This is a genomic window from Carnobacterium divergens (assembly GCF_900258435.1).
GTDB classification, from domain to species: domain Bacteria; phylum Bacillota; class Bacilli; order Lactobacillales; family Carnobacteriaceae; genus Carnobacterium; species Carnobacterium divergens_A.
Window position 1 is genome coordinate 918,028 of sequence record NZ_LT992558.1, and the last position, 20,041, is coordinate 938,068.

19 protein-coding genes are annotated in these 20,041 nt (G+C 34.6%); 17 read left to right on the forward strand and 2 right to left on the reverse strand.

Features of this window, described 5'->3' with window-relative positions; translation table 11 throughout:
* The first annotated feature begins 14 nt into the window (after positions 1 to 14).
* From CDIMF43_RS04755 to CDIMF43_RS04790, 8 genes are all read left to right on the forward strand, one after another.
* Positions 15 to 1,700: a peptide ABC transporter substrate-binding protein gene (locus CDIMF43_RS04755; RefSeq protein WP_109841323.1), complete on the forward strand. Its 1,686-nt coding sequence runs from the start codon at positions 15 to 17 to the stop codon at positions 1,698 to 1,700.
* A gap of 103 nt (positions 1,701 to 1,803) precedes the next feature.
* Positions 1,804 to 2,040: a preprotein translocase subunit SecG gene (secG, locus tag CDIMF43_RS04760; protein ID WP_034571298.1), complete on the forward strand. Its 237-nt coding sequence runs from the start codon at positions 1,804 to 1,806 to the stop codon at positions 2,038 to 2,040.
* 149 nt (positions 2,041 to 2,189) lie between these two features.
* Positions 2,190 to 2,945, forward strand: a complete 756-nt coding sequence (locus tag CDIMF43_RS04765; RefSeq protein ID WP_109841324.1) for an alpha/beta hydrolase — start codon at positions 2,190 to 2,192, stop codon at positions 2,943 to 2,945.
* Between the two features lie 5 nt (positions 2,946 to 2,950).
* Positions 2,951 to 5,365, forward strand: coding sequence for a ribonuclease R (gene rnr, locus CDIMF43_RS04770; protein ID WP_109841325.1), 2,415 nt, complete (start codon positions 2,951 to 2,953; stop codon positions 5,363 to 5,365).
* Positions 5,366 to 5,400: 35 nt separating this feature from the next.
* On the forward strand, positions 5,401 to 5,859 hold the full coding sequence (gene smpB / locus CDIMF43_RS04775; RefSeq protein ID WP_034571289.1) for an SsrA-binding protein SmpB: 459 nt from the start codon (positions 5,401 to 5,403) through the stop codon (positions 5,857 to 5,859).
* 510 nt (positions 5,860 to 6,369) lie between these two features.
* Positions 6,370 to 6,948: an alkaline shock response membrane anchor protein AmaP gene (gene amaP / locus CDIMF43_RS04780; protein WP_135017042.1), complete on the forward strand. Its 579-nt coding sequence runs from the start codon at positions 6,370 to 6,372 to the stop codon at positions 6,946 to 6,948.
* A 16-nt stretch (positions 6,949 to 6,964) separates the two neighbouring features.
* A complete protein-coding gene (locus tag CDIMF43_RS04785; RefSeq protein ID WP_109841327.1) occupies positions 6,965 to 7,135 on the forward strand; it encodes a DUF2273 domain-containing protein in 171 nt (56 codons plus the stop codon).
* A 23-nt stretch (positions 7,136 to 7,158) separates the two neighbouring features.
* Positions 7,159 to 7,698: an Asp23/Gls24 family envelope stress response protein gene (locus CDIMF43_RS04790; RefSeq protein ID WP_074401416.1), complete on the forward strand. Its 540-nt coding sequence runs from the start codon at positions 7,159 to 7,161 to the stop codon at positions 7,696 to 7,698.
* A gap of 269 nt (positions 7,699 to 7,967) precedes the next feature.
* Here CDIMF43_RS04790 and CDIMF43_RS04795 read toward each other — a convergent pair whose 3' ends face one another.
* Both CDIMF43_RS04795 and CDIMF43_RS04800 read right to left on the reverse strand, forming a co-directional pair.
* Positions 7,968 to 8,543 carry a recombinase family protein gene (locus CDIMF43_RS04795; protein ID WP_074401417.1) on the reverse strand — a complete coding sequence of 192 codons (576 nt, stop codon included), beginning with the start codon at positions 8,541 to 8,543 and terminating at the stop codon, positions 7,968 to 7,970.
* Positions 8,521 to 10,068 carry a helix-turn-helix domain-containing protein gene (locus tag CDIMF43_RS04800; protein WP_162532912.1) on the reverse strand — a complete coding sequence of 516 codons (1,548 nt, stop codon included), beginning with the start codon at positions 10,066 to 10,068 and terminating at the stop codon, positions 8,521 to 8,523. The genes CDIMF43_RS04795 and CDIMF43_RS04800 overlap by 23 nt, the downstream gene beginning before the upstream one ends.
* Positions 10,069 to 10,400: 332 nt before the next feature.
* On the opposite strand from CDIMF43_RS04800, the gene CDIMF43_RS04805 reads away from it, so the two are divergent.
* From CDIMF43_RS04805 to CDIMF43_RS04845, 9 genes are all read left to right on the forward strand, one after another.
* On the forward strand, positions 10,401 to 12,617 hold the full coding sequence (locus tag CDIMF43_RS04805; RefSeq protein WP_109841330.1) for a hypothetical protein: 2,217 nt from the start codon (positions 10,401 to 10,403) through the stop codon (positions 12,615 to 12,617).
* Between the two features lie 13 nt (positions 12,618 to 12,630).
* Positions 12,631 to 13,158, forward strand: coding sequence for a hypothetical protein (locus CDIMF43_RS04810; protein ID WP_109841331.1), 528 nt, complete (start codon positions 12,631 to 12,633; stop codon positions 13,156 to 13,158).
* A gap of 53 nt (positions 13,159 to 13,211) precedes the next feature.
* Positions 13,212 to 13,835 (forward strand): hypothetical protein, encoded by a 624-nt coding sequence (locus CDIMF43_RS04815; protein ID WP_109841332.1) that lies wholly within the window; start codon positions 13,212 to 13,214, stop codon positions 13,833 to 13,835.
* A 56-nt stretch (positions 13,836 to 13,891) separates the two neighbouring features.
* Positions 13,892 to 14,173: an LPXTG cell wall anchor domain-containing protein gene (locus CDIMF43_RS04820; protein ID WP_135017043.1), complete on the forward strand. Its 282-nt coding sequence runs from the start codon at positions 13,892 to 13,894 to the stop codon at positions 14,171 to 14,173.
* 98 nt (positions 14,174 to 14,271) lie between these two features.
* The gene (locus CDIMF43_RS04825; RefSeq protein ID WP_162532913.1) at positions 14,272 to 14,646 is read left to right on the forward strand and encodes a DUF805 domain-containing protein; all 375 of its coding nucleotides are present in this window, start codon (positions 14,272 to 14,274) and stop codon (positions 14,644 to 14,646) included.
* Positions 14,647 to 14,789: 143 nt separating this feature from the next.
* A complete protein-coding gene (locus tag CDIMF43_RS04830; protein WP_109841335.1) occupies positions 14,790 to 16,187 on the forward strand; it encodes a glycoside hydrolase family 1 protein in 1,398 nt (465 codons plus the stop codon).
* A 118-nt stretch (positions 16,188 to 16,305) separates the two neighbouring features.
* Positions 16,306 to 16,776: a glutathione peroxidase gene (locus CDIMF43_RS04835; RefSeq protein ID WP_074401425.1), complete on the forward strand. Its 471-nt coding sequence runs from the start codon at positions 16,306 to 16,308 to the stop codon at positions 16,774 to 16,776.
* 90 nt (positions 16,777 to 16,866) lie between these two features.
* Positions 16,867 to 19,203: a glycoside hydrolase family 31 protein gene (locus tag CDIMF43_RS04840; RefSeq protein ID WP_109841336.1), complete on the forward strand. Its 2,337-nt coding sequence runs from the start codon at positions 16,867 to 16,869 to the stop codon at positions 19,201 to 19,203.
* 114 nt (positions 19,204 to 19,317) lie between these two features.
* On the forward strand, positions 19,318 to 20,034 hold the full coding sequence (locus CDIMF43_RS04845) for a GntR family transcriptional regulator (protein WP_074401427.1): 717 nt from the start codon (positions 19,318 to 19,320) through the stop codon (positions 20,032 to 20,034).
* Positions 20,035 to 20,041: the final 7 nt, after the last annotated feature.

The window sequence follows — 20,041 nt, forward strand, 5'->3', positions numbered from 1 at the left end:
AAAGAGGTGCTTGGATGAACGTTAAAAAACTGGGAATGGTGTCAAGTACAGTGTTAGTAATGACGATTTTAGTAGCTTGTGGTGGGAACCAAAAAGAAGAGGTCAGCAATCAGTCAACAAAACAAGTGAAAAAGGAAACACTAGCAAAAAAACAGGAGTTAACCATTATTGAAACAGCAGAAATTCCTTCGATGGATACCGCTCTAAATGTTGATGGAGTGAGCTCCATTGTAATGAACAATGTTTTTGAAGGGCTTTATCGAGCAACTAAAGATGGAGAAGTCGAATTAGGAATGGCTTCAGAAGAGCCAACAATTAGCAAGGACGGGTTAACCTATACATTCAAACTAAAAAAAGAGGCAACATGGTCTAATGGCGATCCAGTTACGGCCAATGATTTTGTTTATGCTTGGAAAAAAACAGTTGATCCAGCTTCAGGAGCGGCATTTGCTTACTTATTTGAGGGCGTTTTAGCAAATGCAACCGAAATTCAAAAAGGCGAAAAATCGATTGAGGAACTCGGTGTTAAAGCGTTAGATGATCAAACATTAGAAATCCAGTTAGTTGCAAATGTTCCTTATTTTAAAGGATTATTAACAACACCAACTTTTTTTCCACAAAATCAAAAATACGTCGTTGAAAAAGGAGCTCAGTATTCAACAACAAGTGAATCTATGATTTATAATGGTCCTTTTACTTTGACAAAATGGGACGGAACGGGTTTAACGTGGGTCTATCAAAAAAATCAAATGTATTGGGATAAGGAGACTGTTAAATTAGATACAATTAATGTCGATGTTGTCAAAGAAAATTCAGCTCGGATTAATTTATTTGATAGTGATGCTACAGATATCACTACGATTGATGGAGACTATTTAGCTAATTATCAGGAAGATCCTAATCTAAAATCTATTCCAGAATCTTCTGTTTTTTATTTTCAATTCAATCAAGAAAAAGCCGGAATTAAAACACCATTAGCCAATCAAAATATCCGAAAAGCCTTGGCTTTGTCATACGATAAAAAAGCCTATGTGGATACCGTTTTACAAAATGGTTCTATTGTAGCGAATGGATTAATACCAGCCGGTTTAGTAAAGTCCCCAGATGGGAAAATTGATTTTAGAAAAGCCAGTGGCGATCTTCAAACATTTAATAAAAAAGAAGCACAAGCGGCTTGGAAAAAAGGCTTAAAAGAACTAGGAGTAGAGACGTTAACAATAGAGTTGCTTTCTGGTGATACAGACAGCGCTAAAAAATCTTCTGAATTTATGCAAGGTCAATGGCAAACAAATTTAACTGGACTTAAAGTGAACTTGAAAAATGTTCCATTTAAAGTTCGATTAGAACTAGATTCAAAACAAGACTACGACATTCAATTATCTGGTTGGAGTGCGGATTATAGTGATCCAATGGCGTATTTAGATATTTTCCAAACAGGTAAAAGTTATAATACAACAAGTTATTCTAACAAGGAGTATGATGCGTTAGTTGATGCAATTGGATCAACTGATTTAGCTCAGCTAGACAAAAGATGGAGTGATATGAAAGAAGCAGAAAAAATTCTGTTAGCTGACTATAATATTGCGCCAATTTACCAACGTTCTCGAGCTGTTTTAGAAAAACCATACGTGAAAGGAATCGCCAGTCACCTTGTGGGAGCGAACTATTCCTATAAATGGGCCTATGTGACGGAGAAATAATAACAGGGTGTAAAAAAATAGCGAACTTTACTAGTAATATTCCAAAAACTATGCTAAAGTTAGGGTATATGAAATGTTTAGAACAGACGGGAGGGCAATAAATTTGTATAATGCACTTTTAATTGCTATGTTAGTAGTTTCAGTTTTGTTAATTATTGTCGTTACAATGCAACCAACTAAAACAAACAGCGCGTCCAGTGCTTTAACTGGTGGAGCTGAACAATTATTTGGAAAACAAAAAGCACGCGGATTTGAAGCCGTATTACAACGTGTGACAGTTGTGTTAGGAATTGTATTTTTCGTTCTTACCATCGCACTTGCCTTTTTAACAGCAAAATAAACAAATTAATGAGCCACCTGTATTTTAAACAGGTGGTTTTCTTTTTAGTGAAAATAAGAATTTTATCGATTTTAAAACAATAATTTTATACAATTAAAGCAAAATACAGTAAAATAGAAGATAGAATGAGTGGAGTAGGAGGAAGTTTCATGCCAAAGATGGTCTTGCCAAAACCTTTTTTCTTTGAAAATGGCCCAAGAGCGGTGCTCTTATTACACGCCTATACAGGCAGTTCAGCAGATATGCGTATGCTAGGTAGAGCGTTAGAAAAAGAGAATTATACGGTGTACGCACCGCACTTTACAGGTCACGGAACGCTTAATCCTGAAGATATTTTAGTAGCAACACCGCTGGATTGGTGGGAAGATACTAAGAAAGCCCTCGCTTTTTTACGCGAAAAAGGCTATCAAGAAATTGCCGTTATGGGGTTGTCGCTAGGTGGTATTTTTGCAACGAAAGCCCTAGAAGAAGAACGGGTTCTTGGTGGTGGAACTCTTTGCTCGCCAATATTTATGGGAGACTACACAAATGTGTTAAAATCATTTTTAAATTATGTTAAAACGGTAAAAAAAATTGCTGGAGATTCAGCTGATGAAATCAATGTAAAATTGCCTACGATTCAAAAAGAAGTCGAACAGCAGCTACAAGAGATTCAAGCATTCACGCGAAGCATCCAACAAAAGCTTTCAACGATTACAGAAGCCTTCTTCATTGCTCAAGCAGGTAAAGATGAATTGATTGATGCAAACGCCGCTTATCAACTAAAAGAAGCTTTAACCAATGCAGCTGTAACATTTCATTGGTATGAAAATAGTAGTCATGTGATAACGGTTGGAAAGGCTCACCACGAACTTGAAAAAGATGTGCTAGCCTTTTTAAACCAGTTATCTTGGAATGAGGGATAAATTAAATGGAAAATAAAAAAACAATCAAGGACACGATTTTAGTCTACCTTGAAAATAGTAAGAAAAAATCTTTTTCAGTCAAAGATATTAGTGAAAGTTTAGGCCTAACGAGTGCGGCTGATTTTAAATTGTTAGTAGGAGCCTTAGCTAAAATGGAGCAAGAAGGGGCCGTTGAGTTGAATAAAAAAGGTCATTTTAAATTGCCAAAAGAAAAACCAGGATTAGAAGGGATTTTTCGTGCAAATGATCGAGGCTTTGGTTTTGTTTCAATTGAAGATGAGGATGACGATGTTTACATTCCACAAGGCCATACCAACTTTGCGTTAGATGGCGATATTGTAAAAATCGACATTAGTCGCGTAGCAGAGCCTTGGCGTGATCGTGGAGCAGAAGGATCCGTTGAAACGATTATCGAGCGTAAATTTCATCAATTTGTAGGCGAATTTTATGCCTATAGTGAAGAGGGAATTGAAGAAACGGATTTATATGGCTACGTAGTACCTCAAGATAAAAAGTTAAGCAACTATAAAGTGTTTATTGAAGCAAAAGGGATCAAACCTGTTGATGGTGCGATGGTCTTAGTTGAAATTACCTATTATCCAGACGTTGCTTTTCCAACAAGCATGCAAGGAATTGTAACAAAAACAATCGGGCACAAAAATGACCCAGGTGTGGATATTTTAACGGTTGTTTATAAACATGGCATTCCAACTGAATTTCCAGAAGAAGTATTGAAACAAGCCGATGCAGTTCCTGAGAAGATTTCAGACGAAGACCGCAAAGGTCGTACGGATTTAACCGAGGAATTGATTGTAACGATTGATGGCGAGGATGCAAAAGATTTAGATGATGCTGTTACAGTCCGCAAGTTAGCCAACGGAAACTATCATTTAGGCGTGCATATTGCAGATGTGTCTTATTACGTAACTGAAAATAGCCCATTAGATGCGGAAGCTTTTGAACGAGCAACAAGTGTGTATTTAACCGATCGTGTGATTCCTATGTTGCCACACCGTTTATCAAATGGCTTATGTTCACTGAATCCTTTTGAGGATCGTTTGACTATGAGTTGTGAAATGGAAATCAATTCGGCAGGAGAAGTAGTGAATCACAACATTTTCCCAAGTGTGATTCATTCAAAACGTCGTATGACGTATACTGCAGTTAATCAAATTTTAATGGAGAAAGATCCTGAGATTCGTAAAGAATACGAAGAATTAGTACCAATGTTTGAATTAATGGGAGAACTTCATCAAATCTTAGTTGCAAAACGTAAAGCACGTGGCGCGATTGATTTTGAAGCGCCAGAAGCTCAAATTGTTGTGGATGAGAACGGTCATCCAAAAGAAATTTTGATGCGTGAACGTGGTGTTGGAGAGCGTTTGATCGAATCCTTTATGCTTTCTGCAAATGAAACGGTAGCAGAGCACTATTTCAAATTAAATGTACCTTTTATCTACCGTATCCATGAACAGCCAGATTCAGACCGGATGCAACGTTTTATGGAATTTGTGACGGCTTTTGGAATCGTGGTTAAAGGAACGAGTCAAGATGTATCACCAAAGCAATTGCAAAAAGTATTAGCAGGCGTGAGTGGTGAACCAGAAGAAGCCGTTGTTTCAACGATGTTGTTACGTAGTATGAAACAGGCAAAATACGATATGGATCCACTGGGCCATTTCGGTTTAGGAGCAGAGTTTTATACGCACTTTACTTCCCCAATTCGTCGTTATCCTGATTTAATCGTTCATCGCCTGATTCGTTCTTATGCAGACAATGGCATTGGGGACGAGCAGCAGGCTAAATGGGAAAATCTATTGCCAGACATTGCAGAGCAAAGTTCGAAAATGGAACGTCGCGCAGTGGATGCAGAACGTGAAACCGATTCGCTTAAGAAAACAGAATACATGGCGGATAAAGTCGGTGAAATTTATGAAGGTGTGATTAGTTCAGTAACAAAATTTGGAATGTTTATTGAATTGCCAAATACAATTGAAGGCTTAATTCATATGTCGAATATGAAAGAAGATTATTTCAATTTTGTTGAAAGTCATTTAATGCTAGTTGGTGAGCGAACTGGAGTTACGTACAAAATTGGACAACCAATCAAAATAAAAGTTGAAAAAGCTGATGTTGAAACAAGAGAAATTGATTTCTCAATTGTTCCAGATCCCAATACCCCTAAAACAGCTCTTAAAGAGCGCCCTGCCAACGGACGAGGTCGAGGTGATAGCAAACGCAGAGGAAGAAGCGAAGAGCGTCAATCGACAAATAATAGCTATAAAGGGAAGGCGACTGGCAAGAAAAAGAAAATGAAAGTTTCCTTCAATGAAACTTCTTCAACCAAAAGTGAATCTAAGACTAAAAATGGTAAAAAACCATTTTATACAGCTGTGGCCAAAAAGAAAAAGAAAAAATAAAGTTGTTTTAAGGAACCAAAGGAGGCGAAATGCATATGCCAAAAGGCGATGGCAAATTAGTTGCCCAAAATAGAAAAGCGCGTCATGACTATTCAATTATAGATACTGTTGAAGCAGGAATGGTACTACAAGGAACAGAAATTAAATCTGTTCGAGGAGCTCGCATCAATTTGAAAGATGGCTATGCCAAAATTCAAAATGGCGAGATCTACTTGCACAATGTGCATATCAGTCCTTACGAGCAAGGAAATCAATTTAATCACGATCCCTTGCGTGTTCGTAAATTATTGATGCATAAAAAACAAATTTTGCGTCTATTAAATGAAACTAAAGCAACCGGAAATACATTGATTCCATTAAAAGTCTATATTAAAGACGGATACGCAAAAGTATTGATTGGTTTAGCTAAAGGTAAGAAAAATTATGATAAGCGTGAAGATTTAAAACGCAAAGACATGAAACGTGAAACGGATCGCATGATGCGAATCAAATAAAAAAACGTTATTCATACATTCCTTATTTGGAGGAATGCTGTGAATAACGTTTTTTTTATTGGGTAAATTTAAACTACTAGTGCGTCATATTTTGTTATCTCTTGACTGACAGTAACTGTAATACGCTATAATTTTAGAGTATAAAAGGGGGGAAGATAGTATCTGAAATAGTTCCAAAAAGAAAGCCTAATGGAAATCTAGAGATAGGGAATAGATTTTATAGACTCTTATCAAAGAGCGTCATTTTATAAACCTAAAAAATAGAATTGTGGAATTCCAGTATAAAGATTATGAAGATTGAGTGCTTGATTAGATAAAGCAGTAAAGTCCTAATTGTTTATCAAGCTTAGGTTTTGATACAACAAAATAAACGTTTTTGTATGAACAGTTCCCTTCTATTTTTTAGTATTAATTTTAGCTGGATGTGAACTTAATAATAAGTAATATCAAATTTTTAAGAGTGTGGAGCCTTGAGAGAAATCTACAAAATTATTGAAAGTTGGTTAAACGGTGAAAAGATGGCAGAAGGTATTGATGATCCTATTATCTATACTAGAAATGATAGTTGCATTTTATGTTATAACACAGTTTAAGTATATAGTGAAAACTCCTTTTCATTTTTTAAAATCAATCAATAGTAATACAAATCTTTATTATATACCTACTGTATTATTCTGGATTTCTACTATTGTATTTATTTTTTCATCTCTTAAACTTGTTTTCATTGTTTTTTATCCTAAAAAAGAAAAACAGTTAAAACTATCAAGTACAGATGCTAGCTCATTACTCATTCAAAAAAAAGCTGTAGAATCAATTATTTTAATTAAAGCTGATGAGAAGGATTTTTTTGAAAATACGTCAACAAAAGTAATTGTGAAAAGCAAAAAAAACAAAATTTCAGGAAAAATAATTGGATCAGTGAATGCAACTCCAGAGTTAACTGAAAAAAGTAAGATTTTTTTGAATGAATTACAGGAAGATTTAGAGAAGATTTTAAGTTTAAAATCGGAAAATATTCAATTAAAGTTAGTCTTGAAATTAGATAAAAAGAAAAGCATAAAAAAAACCACTAAAAAAAGAGTGATGTAAGTAGTAAAGGAGTCATATGAATCAGCATAAATATATTCTAATTGGTGCTTTAAACGGATTTACTATTGCTATATTATTTTTGACACTAGGTTTTTTTAAAACTATTTTACTACTACTTTTCACTTTTGCAGGGTGTGTCATAGGTTGGTATGTAAAAAAAATGTCATTAATGGACTATTTTAAATAATAATTAAAGGGAGCTGGATGACAATGACAGAATTAACAAAACAAGATAATAAAAAAGGAAATGCACAAACGATTACGAAAGAATTAACGTATGAAGATAAAGTATTGCAAAAAATTATTGGAATTTCTTTAGAAGAAGTTGAAGGATTATTAACTTTAGATGGTGGATTTTTCTCTAATCTAGCTGAAAAATTTGTCAACACTGATTCAACAACAAGTGGAGTAAATGTAGAAGTTGGTAAAAAACAAATCGCAGTGGATTTAGATATCGTAGTAGAATATGGACGAAATATTCCTGAACTATTTGATGAAATCGTTACAACTATTCAAGCCAATGTTCAATCGATGACAGGGTTAAATTTAGTTGAAGTAAATGTTAAAGTAGTTGATGTAAAGTCTAAAGAACAGCACGAGCAAGAGTCCGTGACGGTTCAGGATCGTGTGAGTGATTTTACTGAAAAAGCAGGAAATTCAATTGGTGAACAGACAGAAAAAGTGAAAAAAATAGCTTCAAAAACTACCGTAAACGCAAAAGAAAAAATGGATAGTTCGAGAGTCGAATAATAAGCCATTACTAGATGTCTAAATTTAATTGAAATTTCTCTATAAAATTACATGCAAAAGATCTTATGGATTTTAGTGAGCTCCAAAAGTTAGTTTTTAAATCTAACTTTGGAGTTTTTTTATGGCAAAATCTAGTATACTCGTTTACACGAAAATGTTGAACATACAATTCATACAGTGTATAAAAAAACAGAGTAGAAAATCCATTCTGAAAAAAAGGTTAACTTTTTTATTCTGATAGTTGGAGAAATGCAGTGTATAACGTTTTATTAATGAGTTTTAATCCGTTTAGGAATGTTTTCTCTTTTTAAATAATTGTATACAGTAGGTCTTGAGATTTGATTTAACTTCGCAATTTTTGTAATGGATAAGTCTGTATTAAGGTATTGATCAATGACCGTTTTTAAGTTTTTATTTTCCACCGGTCTGCCTAGTGTGACGCCTTTTTCCTTAGCCGCTTCTAAACCTGAGAGAACACGTTCTCGGATGAGTTCGGCTTCCATTTCTGCAAAGGCACTCATAATAGTAAAAAAGAATTTTCCCATTGAAGTGCTGGTATCAATATTATTTTGGATACTCACAAAATTAATCTCTGCTTCATTAAAGAATTCCATTAAAGAAAGTAAGTGCTTTGTTCCTCGTGACAAGCGGTCTAACTTAAAAATGACAAAAGTATCTCCTTTTTCAAGCGAAGCAATCGCCATGTCCAACTGACGTCGCTTTATTTTTCGTCCACTTTCTTGTTCTGTATAAATTTTGTCACATCCATATCTTGTTAACGCAATTATTTGTGCATCTAATTGTTGATGGCTTGTGCTGATTCTAGCGTAACCAATTGTTTTCATTTTTTTCCTCCGAGGTCTCTTCAACAAAGAGTTCTTCTAATAATAATTGTTGAATGATCTGAATAAGTTCGTACCACTGATGTTGATTTTTCAGAGAGCTTAAGAAAAAAATAGATTTGCAATTCGTAGATAGCTCAAGAGTATCTGAAATAATTAGATGGGCTTTACGCACATCTTCAGTAATGACGACCGTTTCAGCGTTAAAAATAGTAGATAATTGTTCTGTAATAAAAAATTTCCCAGTAAAATCTTTGGTTATTTGTAAGTAAATAAAAATTCGAGGAGTCTTAACGATTTGCAATAATGTATAAATTAAACTACAAAAATAATCTCTTAAAAGAGTGTGCTTTAATAATTCGTAATGCTGATTGTGAAGTACCTTTTTTGAAAAATGATCATAGAACTTTTTGATTTCAATCATTTTTGAATCGTTAACAGAAAGATTATAAACAGGCTTTGGAAAATGAAGTTCTAAAAAATAAGGAATTTTAGCTCCCATGAGTTGAAAAAAAACATAAAGCAACGTGAAATAATAGATGAAAAGAAATGTTGTCTCTTCTGTAAAGTTGCCTTTAAAATGCTGCTTAAGCGCGTTGGTTAATTGAAAGGCGAAGGCTGTTGCATCCTCCTCTTTTTTTGAAAAAACTTTTCCAAGGGCAATTTTTTTTTCATGTAAAATAATATCTGAAAGAAAAATTCTGGTAAAAAAATTAAAATAAAGAATCTCATTTTTATTATCTTTAAATGGAAGATCATTAAAAGAATGAGAACTAAAAAGTCGTGCAATATCATGATTTTTTTGAATAAGTTCTAAGATAGCGAGCTCTTCTGGAGTCGGTTTTTTTGGAAATGCTTGGTGTTGAATTCGAATTGTAAGAACGGCGAATAAAAAATAGAGCAAGTTTTTCTTTGTATCAGATCGTTTAGCTGAATCGTTTAAAATATCTTTAGGAAGCTCGTGGCGTAACTCGTCTTTTGTGAATTGCTTGAAGGGCCATTCTAAGCTTTGAAAAGCATCCCCCAACAAAAGGAAGCTGAAAATACGAATGGATAGCTCATTGCCAGTTAATCTGACATAAGACTCTTCTTTAATGATTTGAAAATCAAAGACTGATAATTTTTCGTTAAGAGATTTTATAATTCGGCTTAAATAGGAAGAGGTAACAAACAACTCATCCGCCAATTCGGTAACTGAGAGTTGATAATTGGTCGTTAGAAGAACGATTAAACTAAAATAAGGCGATTTTTTTAGATAATGTAGTTTTAGTTGATGGTAGACGACCAACTTTTTTTCAGAAAATAACGGATTGATGGTATATTCTCCTTTTGAATTGGCATGAATAAAGTTGCTTAAATCAACTAATTCTTCAATTTCGATGTTTAGCTTTTGCAAATAACTCTTTATTGTCCGACTGGGAATGGCTAATTGAGTTGATAAAGAGTGCAGTGTTTGTTTTTTTTGAATGATAGCATAGAGTACCAATAGCTCGTTTTGCCTTGATTCAGAGAGGATTTTTGAATACATAGAACGCTCCTTTTTCTTTATTGTGTCTACTGCTAGACATAAATCTGTCAACATCTACTGTGTTATCCATGTTAGAATATCAAAGTATCATATAATTGTAAACTAATCTAATGATTAATTTACGGTTATATAACCTTGTTTTAATCCGAGCAGAAACCTATTATATATAGGTTTCTTTTTTTTTATTTTCATTTTTTAAGTTATAAATAATTCCGTAACAAATCATTAGATTAATTTACAAAAGATGAGTATTTGTTTAGTTATGAAAAGATAAAGAACCATTGCTTTTTAGCGGATAAAAAAATATAAAACTAAAGGATGAAGAGCAATTGATGAATAAAAAGTACTTGATTTATATTCCTTTTCTAACGTTGTTATGCAGTGGAGCAACGATTAAAGCTGAAGAAAATGAAGAAACACCTAAAAAACCACTAAGCTCTTTTTCAATAGAAGAGAAAAGCTTTATTTCACCTTATTTGTCAACGCAGTGGGCGGACGTTCCACAATGGGCAAGAATAGATATAAGTCTTATGTTTGCTAATAAAGGCGATATTATTATAAAACAATTGCAAAAAAGAATCGAAGACTCTATAGAACATTTAGGTTGGAAAAAAGGTTCCCAAATTATTATTGATATACCCCAGTGGGAAGGTGAAGAATACGGTCCAGATAAAAATACCTGGATGAAAGGAATCATCCAAGTCCAAGCTGGTGGGTTGTCTTTTGAAACGGATGGAACGATTTCGATTGGAATTACAGATGGCGGAGAAAAATTAGTCATTCAGAGGCTGAAAAATAAACTCACAACACCAAATGTAAAAATAAAACGTACGGAAGTTTATATGAAAGATAGTTCTTCAAATCAAGCAGCGTATTACAACCCTTGGATTCTTTATATTGATGGAACGATTTCAAATATAGATGAATCAGAAAAAAATGTTAACCTTGCACCTATATTAGACTCACCTTCTTTTATTTTTACAACAAGCGAGCCAAGTTCAGTAGAATTGAATTCGCCAATTCCAGCGGCAACTAGTTACATTACATTGACACAATCATTGACAGACAGCCCTACTTATACGTACATTCAAAAACCAGATTTTAGTAAAGTGGGCCAAACTGAAGCTATCGTTCGAATAACCGATAGGCTGGATGATTATTCTATTGAATCAGATGTTCATTTGAATTACAACGTGGTGGACAATCGAAACTTGACTGCAGAAGCAATTCCACAAGCGGTTGATCTAGGCACGAATATCGCAAATAGCAATCTAAAGGAACTAGTAAAAAATGTTCATTTAGGCGAAGAAGTAGTAGGAACTAACGATTACTCAGTGGCAATTAAAACGAATGCAGATACAACACTTGTAGGGGATCAAAAACTTAGGGTCACAGTTACTGGGAAGGGAAAGACAGTGGATATTGATGTTCCGGTAACTGTGAAATGGGGCAAGAGTTTGTCTTTACAAGGAGCTTATGATGATTCCGTAGGTGTGTTCACACTACATGAATCAGGTTTGAAAACCTATACCTTAACAGATCAAGTAGGAGTCAAACGAAAAAATGCAGATTCTATGGTTCATAGCGAATTTGGTGGAAAAATTTATTATCAAGTGGGTATAAAAAAGTTAAACCAAGAAACTCAAATATTAGAAGATGAATCAAATCCTTCGCTGACAGTAGCAAGTGCATATGGTCAAGACGATGCATTAAACAAAATAAATGAATTTCAGACAGTTGAGTTAAAAGAAGGCGATTTAATTGATCTGTGGCATGCAGAACCAAAACGAAATCATTTAATTGTAAATGAAAATAAAATTCAAGAAAATGCTGAACTAAAGAACAGTTATTATGAGGTAACAGAGTCAGGATTTCAGCCATTAAGAATCAATCAATTGCAAACAAAAGAAGCGTCAACGCCCTTACGAACAACGACCAAAGAACTAGATGATGATTTTAGAGAGAACATGGCAAAATATATTGATTCTAAAGAGTATAACCAGATTAAACCAGTAAAGTTTGTTGTTTTTCCAGACACGACAAAACCTGGCAAACAACTGGCAAAAGTTCGAGTCGAAGAAACTCTTCATTCTGGGAAAAAAGTTCAGTTTGATTACGATGTCCAAGTCAATGTAAAAAACGAGTGGGTACATGTGACAATTCCAACCAAAATGCTGTTCTTTTCGGATTCAAATCATAAAGAAAAAGTAACATCAAAAAAATACAAAATTAAGAATAATTCTGATAATACGACACTCATGGTTTCGATGAATTCTTTTGTAGTTAAACAAAATTCAGAGGTTACTTACTTATCAGAAAAAGAATCCGATCCAACTTACGGAAGCAACTCGTTGAGATTGAATCTTAACGTAGATGGTAAAGAAGTTGCACGAAGTTTAAATGTCACGTCTAAAGCAACGGACCTTGTGGAGCTAAATCCAAAAACAGGAAGTGCGCTTTCTTTTGAAGGGAACTATTTTAACCCTGAATCAAAAAATTCTTTATATGCAGAAAGCAGTCTGGTTTTAAAATTTGCAATTAAGGAATAGAAAGGAGCAGTCAATGAAACTAAAAAAAAATAAACGAAAAAAAAGAATTTTTCTCTGGGTGTTTCTTTTCTTACTACTAGCGATCCTGTTAGGAGGAGGCTATTACTGGTATAAAGTCAATCAAAATCCTCGGAATTTAGTTGCCGGTGAAGCTTTTCCAGCTACAAAAGATGCACATAAAATGACAGCTAAGGAAATGAAGGCTTTCAAACAAAAGGAAGTAGATGAAACACAATTTACGTTAACTATTTTCCCAGAAGCGACATTCAACCAAGAAACACTAGCAGGAAATCTATACATCAAAAATGAACCAGTCAATGCCTATCCAATCAATGTCAAAGTAAATTTAGACAGTGATAAAAGCTTAGTATATGAATCGGGTATGATTCAGCCTGGTTATGAAATAACAAAAGCTAAGTTAGCAAAAAAATTAACAGCAGGAACGTATAAAGCAACGGCAAATGTTGAGATATACGATAATAAAACGAAACAAAAAAGAGGGACTACTCAAGCAGTAGTAACGATTCAAGTAAATGAATAAATTTAATAGTAGAAGCTATTGAATATAAATAAAAATTTTAAGGAGAGAAAAAAATGAAAAAAAATGTAGTAGCACCAATCGTATTAGCAGGAATGGTTTTAGGAACAGGGCAAGCAGTTTTTGCAGAAGAACAAGCACCAACAGGTTACGAAACAATCAATAATGCAGAGGGTGATCAATACGACCCAGCAACAGGAGTTGAGATTCCAGTGAAAGGAACGCTTGGAAAACTTGACAATACAGACCCAGAAGAAAACATTCCAGAAGGAGACGACAGATGGTTAAAAGTAACGATACCAACGAGCGTTGCCTTTAACACAAACCCAGAAAAAGAAAACAAAGAAATTATGGCTTACAATTATACTGTGAAAAATTTATCAGGACGTCCAATTAATGTGAATTTATCAAAATTTTCAGGATCTGAAGAAGCGGCTATTACAAAATTAAGTCTTACTCCAAAAACAGGAGATGCAATTGATGTTGTAACTAATGGTGTTGTAAAAGAAAATGTTAATCAGTTGCTAGGCAAGCTAGAGGCTAACGTAGGTGCGTATGAATTTACTTACAAAGGAACCGTTGACCCAGAAAAATTAACAGGTGAAAGTACAAAAGTTTCTTACAACATGAATTTGAAATTTGAAGTATTAGATAAAAATGGCGAGTCAGTAACGAAATAATAATGAAGAAAAAAAGTTTTTTCTATTTGTTCCTTTGTTGTACAGTGTTTTTTCTATTGTTGATGACTCAATCAGCTTTTGGAGAAACGATTGAAGCCACTAGCGAAACCAGTATTCCAGTAATTGGAATACTAAATACGAATACCGAAAAGGATGCAACTAATCCTCCAGAAAAAAACGAAGAAGAACATGCATTAGTGGATAAAGAAACCAATATTAAGGATCAAGAAATTCACCTGCTGCCGCAAACAAGTGAATGGCAACAACTGCTTTGGATACTGGTAGGGATTGCTCTTATGAGTGTGGCTGTCTATCTATTTAATAAAAATAAAAAATAAGAAAATTGGAACATAACTAGGTAAAAGCTAGCTTATGTTTCAATTTTTACGCCTTATTATATAATGTGTGTTATAATAAGTGGATAAGGAGTGATTTTTTGATAGAAGCGTATAAAAATTTATGGAAAAATGGCTTTAATTCCAAGGGAAGTACCTCCAGGTTAGAATTTTGGTTGACTCTTTTATGTGATGGGCTTATTAATGGGAGTTGTTTTTTGCTTTACATAGTTTTAAATGAAACAACCATCATGTTGGGAATATTTTTAATTTATAAAATAGTATCTGTGATCCCTATTCTTAATTTATCTGTTCGACGTTTTCATGACGCAGGGTATTCAACTAGAAGGTTTATTGTGCTAGGGATAATCTGTCAATTTATTCCGATACTTGATGTTGTTGGGATGATTTTCTGTTTGGTTGTTTATTTACAACCATCAAAAAAACAAAAAGAAATGAAATCATGGATGGATTAACTAAGAAGATTTCCAATGTTTTTGGAAGTCTTTTTTTAGTTTTTTAAAAGACTAGACATTTAAAGTATAAGTGTGTATAATTCAAGGTGTAAAGAAAATGTAAGCACTTTAAAAATAATGATAAATAGAAATGAGTGAGTCAATTGACAGAATATCAATTTCCAAAAGGCTTTTGGTGGGGATCAGCAGCCAGTGGACCACAAACAGAAGGCCGTATCGAAAACGATGGCAAAGGCGACAGCATGTGGGATTACTGGTATAAAGAAGCACCAGAAAAATTTTTCAACCAAGTTGGACCTGAAAAAACATCACAAGTTTATCAAAAATACCAAGAAGATATTCAATTAATGAAAGCAACTGGACACACGACTTTTCGAACATCCATTCAATGGAGTCGTTTAATTCCAGATGGTGTGGGAGCGGTAAATCCAAAAGCTGTTGCTTTTTATAATGACTATATTGATGATATGATTGCGAATGGTATTGAACCATTTATGAACCTATATCATTTTGATATGCCGATGGCTTTACAAGAAAAAGGCGGTTGGTTAAATCGTGAAACGGTAGATGCTTATGTAGCTTTTGCTAAAACGTGTTTTGAACTGTTTGGCGATCGAGTGAAAAAATGGTTTACGCATAATGAACCGATTGTACCGGTTGAAGCAGGGTACTTGTATCAATTTCATTATCCTTTAGAGATTAATTTAAAGCACGCTGTTCAAGTGGGGTACCATGAAATGCTAGCTAGCGCTAAGGCGATTGCTGCTTATCATGGGATGAAACTGGATGGAGAAATTGGGATTATTCTAAACTTGACACCAAGTTATCCGCGGGATGAAACGAATCCAGCTGACGTGAAGGCGGCAGTCATTGCAGACGCGTTCTTTAACCGTTCCTTTTTAGACCCCTCTGTTAAAGGAGAATTCCCAGTCGAATTGGTTGAATTGTTAAAAGAAATTGATCATTTACCTGTATATGAGGAAGAAGACTTAGTTATTATTAAAGAAAATACAGTTGATTTATTAGGGATTAACTATTATCAACCAAGACGCGTCAAAGCCAAAGAAATGCCAATTGATCATACGAATGGACCGATGCCAGAGGATTACTTTGATACCTATGAAATGCCAGGTCGAAAAATGAATCCGTACCGTGGTTGGGAAATTTATGAAAAAGGAATTTACGATATTTTAACCAATGTGCGTGAAAACTATGGCAATATTCGTTGCTATATTTCTGAAAATGGAATGGGCGTTGAAGGCGAAGAACGGTTCATTAATGAAAAAGGTGAAATCGAAGATGATTACCGAATTGATTTTGTGAAAGACCATTTAAAATACGTGCACCAAGCTATTACCGAAGGTGCAAACTGTCAAGGTTACCATATGTGGACGTGTATGGATAACTGGTCATGGAACAATGCTTACAAAAATCGTTACGGATTTATTTCCGTAAATCTTGCAGAAGATGGGAAACGTACGATTAAAAAAAGTGGACATTGGTTTAAACAAATCAGTAGCCAAAATGGCTTTAACGATTAAAAAAGAAAAGGTTGCTCTGTTCATTTGACAGGGCAATCTTTTTTTTAAATCGAATTCGTACCCACATGACACAATGTTTGATACAATAAAAGAAACTATTTGTAAAAGAGGGATTGCAATGTCAGTATATCAATTCAATGTGACTCAAATGAACGGCGAAGAAGTTTCTTTAAGTAACTACAAAGGCAAAGTCCTATTAATTGTTAACACAGCAAGTAAATGTGGCTTAACACCTCAATTAGAAGGCTTAGAGGCGATGTATGAGCAATTTAAAGAAAAGGATTTTGTAATCTTAGGATTTCCTTGCAACCAATTTATGATGCAAGACCCTAAAAGCAATGATGAGATTATGGAATTTTGTCAATTAAATTATGGTGTGACATTTCCAATGCATCAAAAAATCAAGGTTAAGGGAAAAGATGCGGATCCGTTGTACAAGTATTTAGTTGAACAAACGGATGGGAAAAAAATTGAATGGAATTTTGCCAAATTTTTAATTGGCAGAGACGGTGAGTTAATTGAACGTTTTCCTTCAAAAATGCCTCCTTCAGAATTTATCGACCAAGTTGAAAAAGTAGTCATTAATTAAGGCTGTCTAAAAAAATTGTAAAAGCAATGAAGTTCATTCGTGTTCTTGATTGCTTTTTTTTATCAATCTTAACGAAAGGGGAAGAGGCGGATGGGAGAGAAATTTTTGCTAAAAGGCGAAGCTAATCCGGAAAATGTCATTCAAGGTCGTTATTATCGATTTACGGTTTTAACAGAGCGTTTGATCCGAATGGAATATTCTGCAAATGGCACCTTTGAAGATCAAAGTACCCAAGTTGTCACCAGACGTGATTTTCCAGCCGTTACATTTTTAGCAACAGAAGAAAAAGGAATTCTAGAAATTTCTACGAACTATTTCCATTTATATTATAAGAAAGGTCCTTTTACGCCACAAAATTTAAGCATTGATTTAAAGTTTGACTATGCAAGTTACCACGATCAATGGACTTTTGGTGATGAAATAACCACTTTAAAAGGAACGGCAAGAACTCTTGATAAAGTTAACGGCACCACAAAACTGTCGGAAGGTTTGATGGCAAAAAATGGCTACAGTTTATTGGATGATTCCGCGTCTTTTTTGATTGATGAGAACTACAATTTTAAAAAGCGGGAGGACAATGGGCAAGATTTTTATTTTTTTGCTTATGGACGAGATTATTTAGCCTCTTTAAAGGATTTTTTCTATCTATCAGGAAGCCCACCTTTATTACCAAGGTTCGCATTGGGCAATTGGTGGAGTCGTTATTGGCAGTATTCAAGTAAGGAATATCAAGAATTAATCGAACGTTTTGCTGTGGAAAAAATTCCATTTTCAGTTGCAGTAATTGATATGGATTGGCATCTAACGACCATTCCTGATCGTTTTGGAAGTGGCTGGACGGGCTATACTTGGAATCTTGAATTATTTCCACAACCAAAAGAATTTTTATCGTGGTTGCATCAAGAAGGATTGAAAACAACCTTGAATGTTCATCCAGCAGATGGCATTCGCGCGTATGAGGAACCTTACTTGAGGGTTGCAAAACGCTTAGGTTTAAATTCTGCAGATGAAGAACCGGCTCCGTTTGATTTGACAGATTCATTGTTTAGGGAAGCTTACTTTGAAGATGTGCATCATCCGCTGGAAGCTACTGGTGTTGATTTTTGGTGGATTGATTGGCAACAGGGAGTGAATAGTCGAATTTTGGGCTTAGATCCTATGTGGTTGTTGAATCATTATCATTATTTAGACAATCAGAAAAATCACTCAGAAGGTTTAATTCTATCGCGTTTTATCGGTCCTGGCAGTCAGCGTTATCCAATTGGATTTTCTGGTGACACGGTGATTTCTTGGGAGTCATTAGATTTTCAACCTTATTTCACAGCAACGGCAGCAAATATCGGGTATACATGGTGGAGTCACGATATTGGCGGTCATTATCACGGGGTTCATGATGAGGAGCTGACTTTACGTTGGATGCAATTAGGGACGTTTAGTCCAATCAATCGGCTGCATAGTTCGGATAATCCTTTTAACAGTAAAGAGCCTTGGCGTTTTAATGATATGATTTTTAACTCAATGCGCTACTTTTTACAATTAAGACATCGACTCGTTCCTTATTTATATACAATCAATTATCTGACTCATACGGAAGGGTTGCCTTTGGTGATGCCGATGTATTATTTAAATTCGATGGATGAGCTGGCTTATGAAGTGCCTAATCAGTTTTATTTTGGAACAGAATTATTTGTAGCTCCAATTACAACAAAGTCCGATAGTGATTTAAAATTAAGTCAAGTCGTGGTATGGTTTCCTGCTGGCAAGTGGTATGATTTTTTTACTGGAGTTCGTTACCAGGGTGGAACGATGCTTAAAGTTTTTCGCAGTCAAACGGACTATCCTGTTTTTGCCAAAGCGGGAGGGATTGTCCCGATGAATCGAGATGGTTCTAAAAACGGGGAAGACGTACCAACGAATTTAGAAGTGCATATTTTCCCAGGATCTAATAATGAGTTTACCTTGTATGAAGAGATAGAAAATGCTTGTTTAGAGACGACCTTTAAACTTGATTGGAAGCAACAGCAATTGACGATTTCGTTAAGGGGTGAATTAGAGATACTACCTAAAAATCGTCAAATTACTTGTCTTTTTAGAAATGTGGAATTAGATTCAAGTCAGAAATTAGCCAGTTCAATCGAAGTGGATGTGAAAAATAAAACGGCGATAGTGGAATGGACAAATTTCGCAATCGATACCACGAAAGTAATTGATTTCAGAGGTATCAGAGAAGTTCAGCGTCAGCAGATTGTAGGAGAGGTATTTTCTAAATTAGATCAAGCGAATATTGGTTATTCACTAAAACGTGAGATTTATCAACATTTTATCACCTTTCAAGAAAGTTTGCCGTTAATTGGAATGATGAATAATTTAACCAATCGAATGTTGGCAGATTGCTTGTTTGAAATGATTTATACGATGGAAAGTTAGCACACAATCAATGGATTGTGTGTTTTTTACTGGATGTGAATCGCAAAAAGACTAGTCTTTTTAAATTAAATGGGTTATGATAAAGAAAAGAAGTAGCAAAGAGGTGGATTTCCAATGGTTAAATACCAACAAATCGCAAAAATTATTAGAAAAAGAATTCAAGAGGGTGTTTATCCGGTAGATTCGTTGATTCCAGATCAGGTAACCTTATCAAAAGAATTTGATGTTAGTCGTATGACAATGAAAAAAGCCTTGGATATCTTAGCGATGGAAGGGTTGATTTATCGTCAAAGAGGTGCGGGGACATTTGTAATGAAAAATGCACTGATTAATCAACTTGATACAAAAGCAGAAGAATATGATGGATTAACAAAACAGTTACCAGATAAAAAAATCACAAGTAAAATTATTTACTTTGATATTGAATTTCCAAGTGAAAAAGTGATGGAACAATTGATGTTAAAGGAAAATCAACCGGTCTATAAACTAATTCGCTTGCGCTACTTAGAAGGTCAACCTTACGTTCTTGAACATACGTATATGCCGTCAGATATTGTGACAGGATTAACGGAAGATATTTTATTGGGATCGATTTATCGTTATTTAAAAGAAGATTTGGGCTTGGTTTTTGGTGGAGCGTTTAGAAAAATACATGCAGACAAGGCTTCGGAGTATGACATTGATTATTTAGAGTGTGATCCGCATGATCCGGTACTTGAAGTAGAGCAAGTTGTATACTTACAAAACGGCAAACCTTTTGAATATTCAAGAAGCCGCCATCGTTATGATAAACGTAGTTACACTATTTTAGATGTAAATAAAAGCAGCTAAAAAGGAG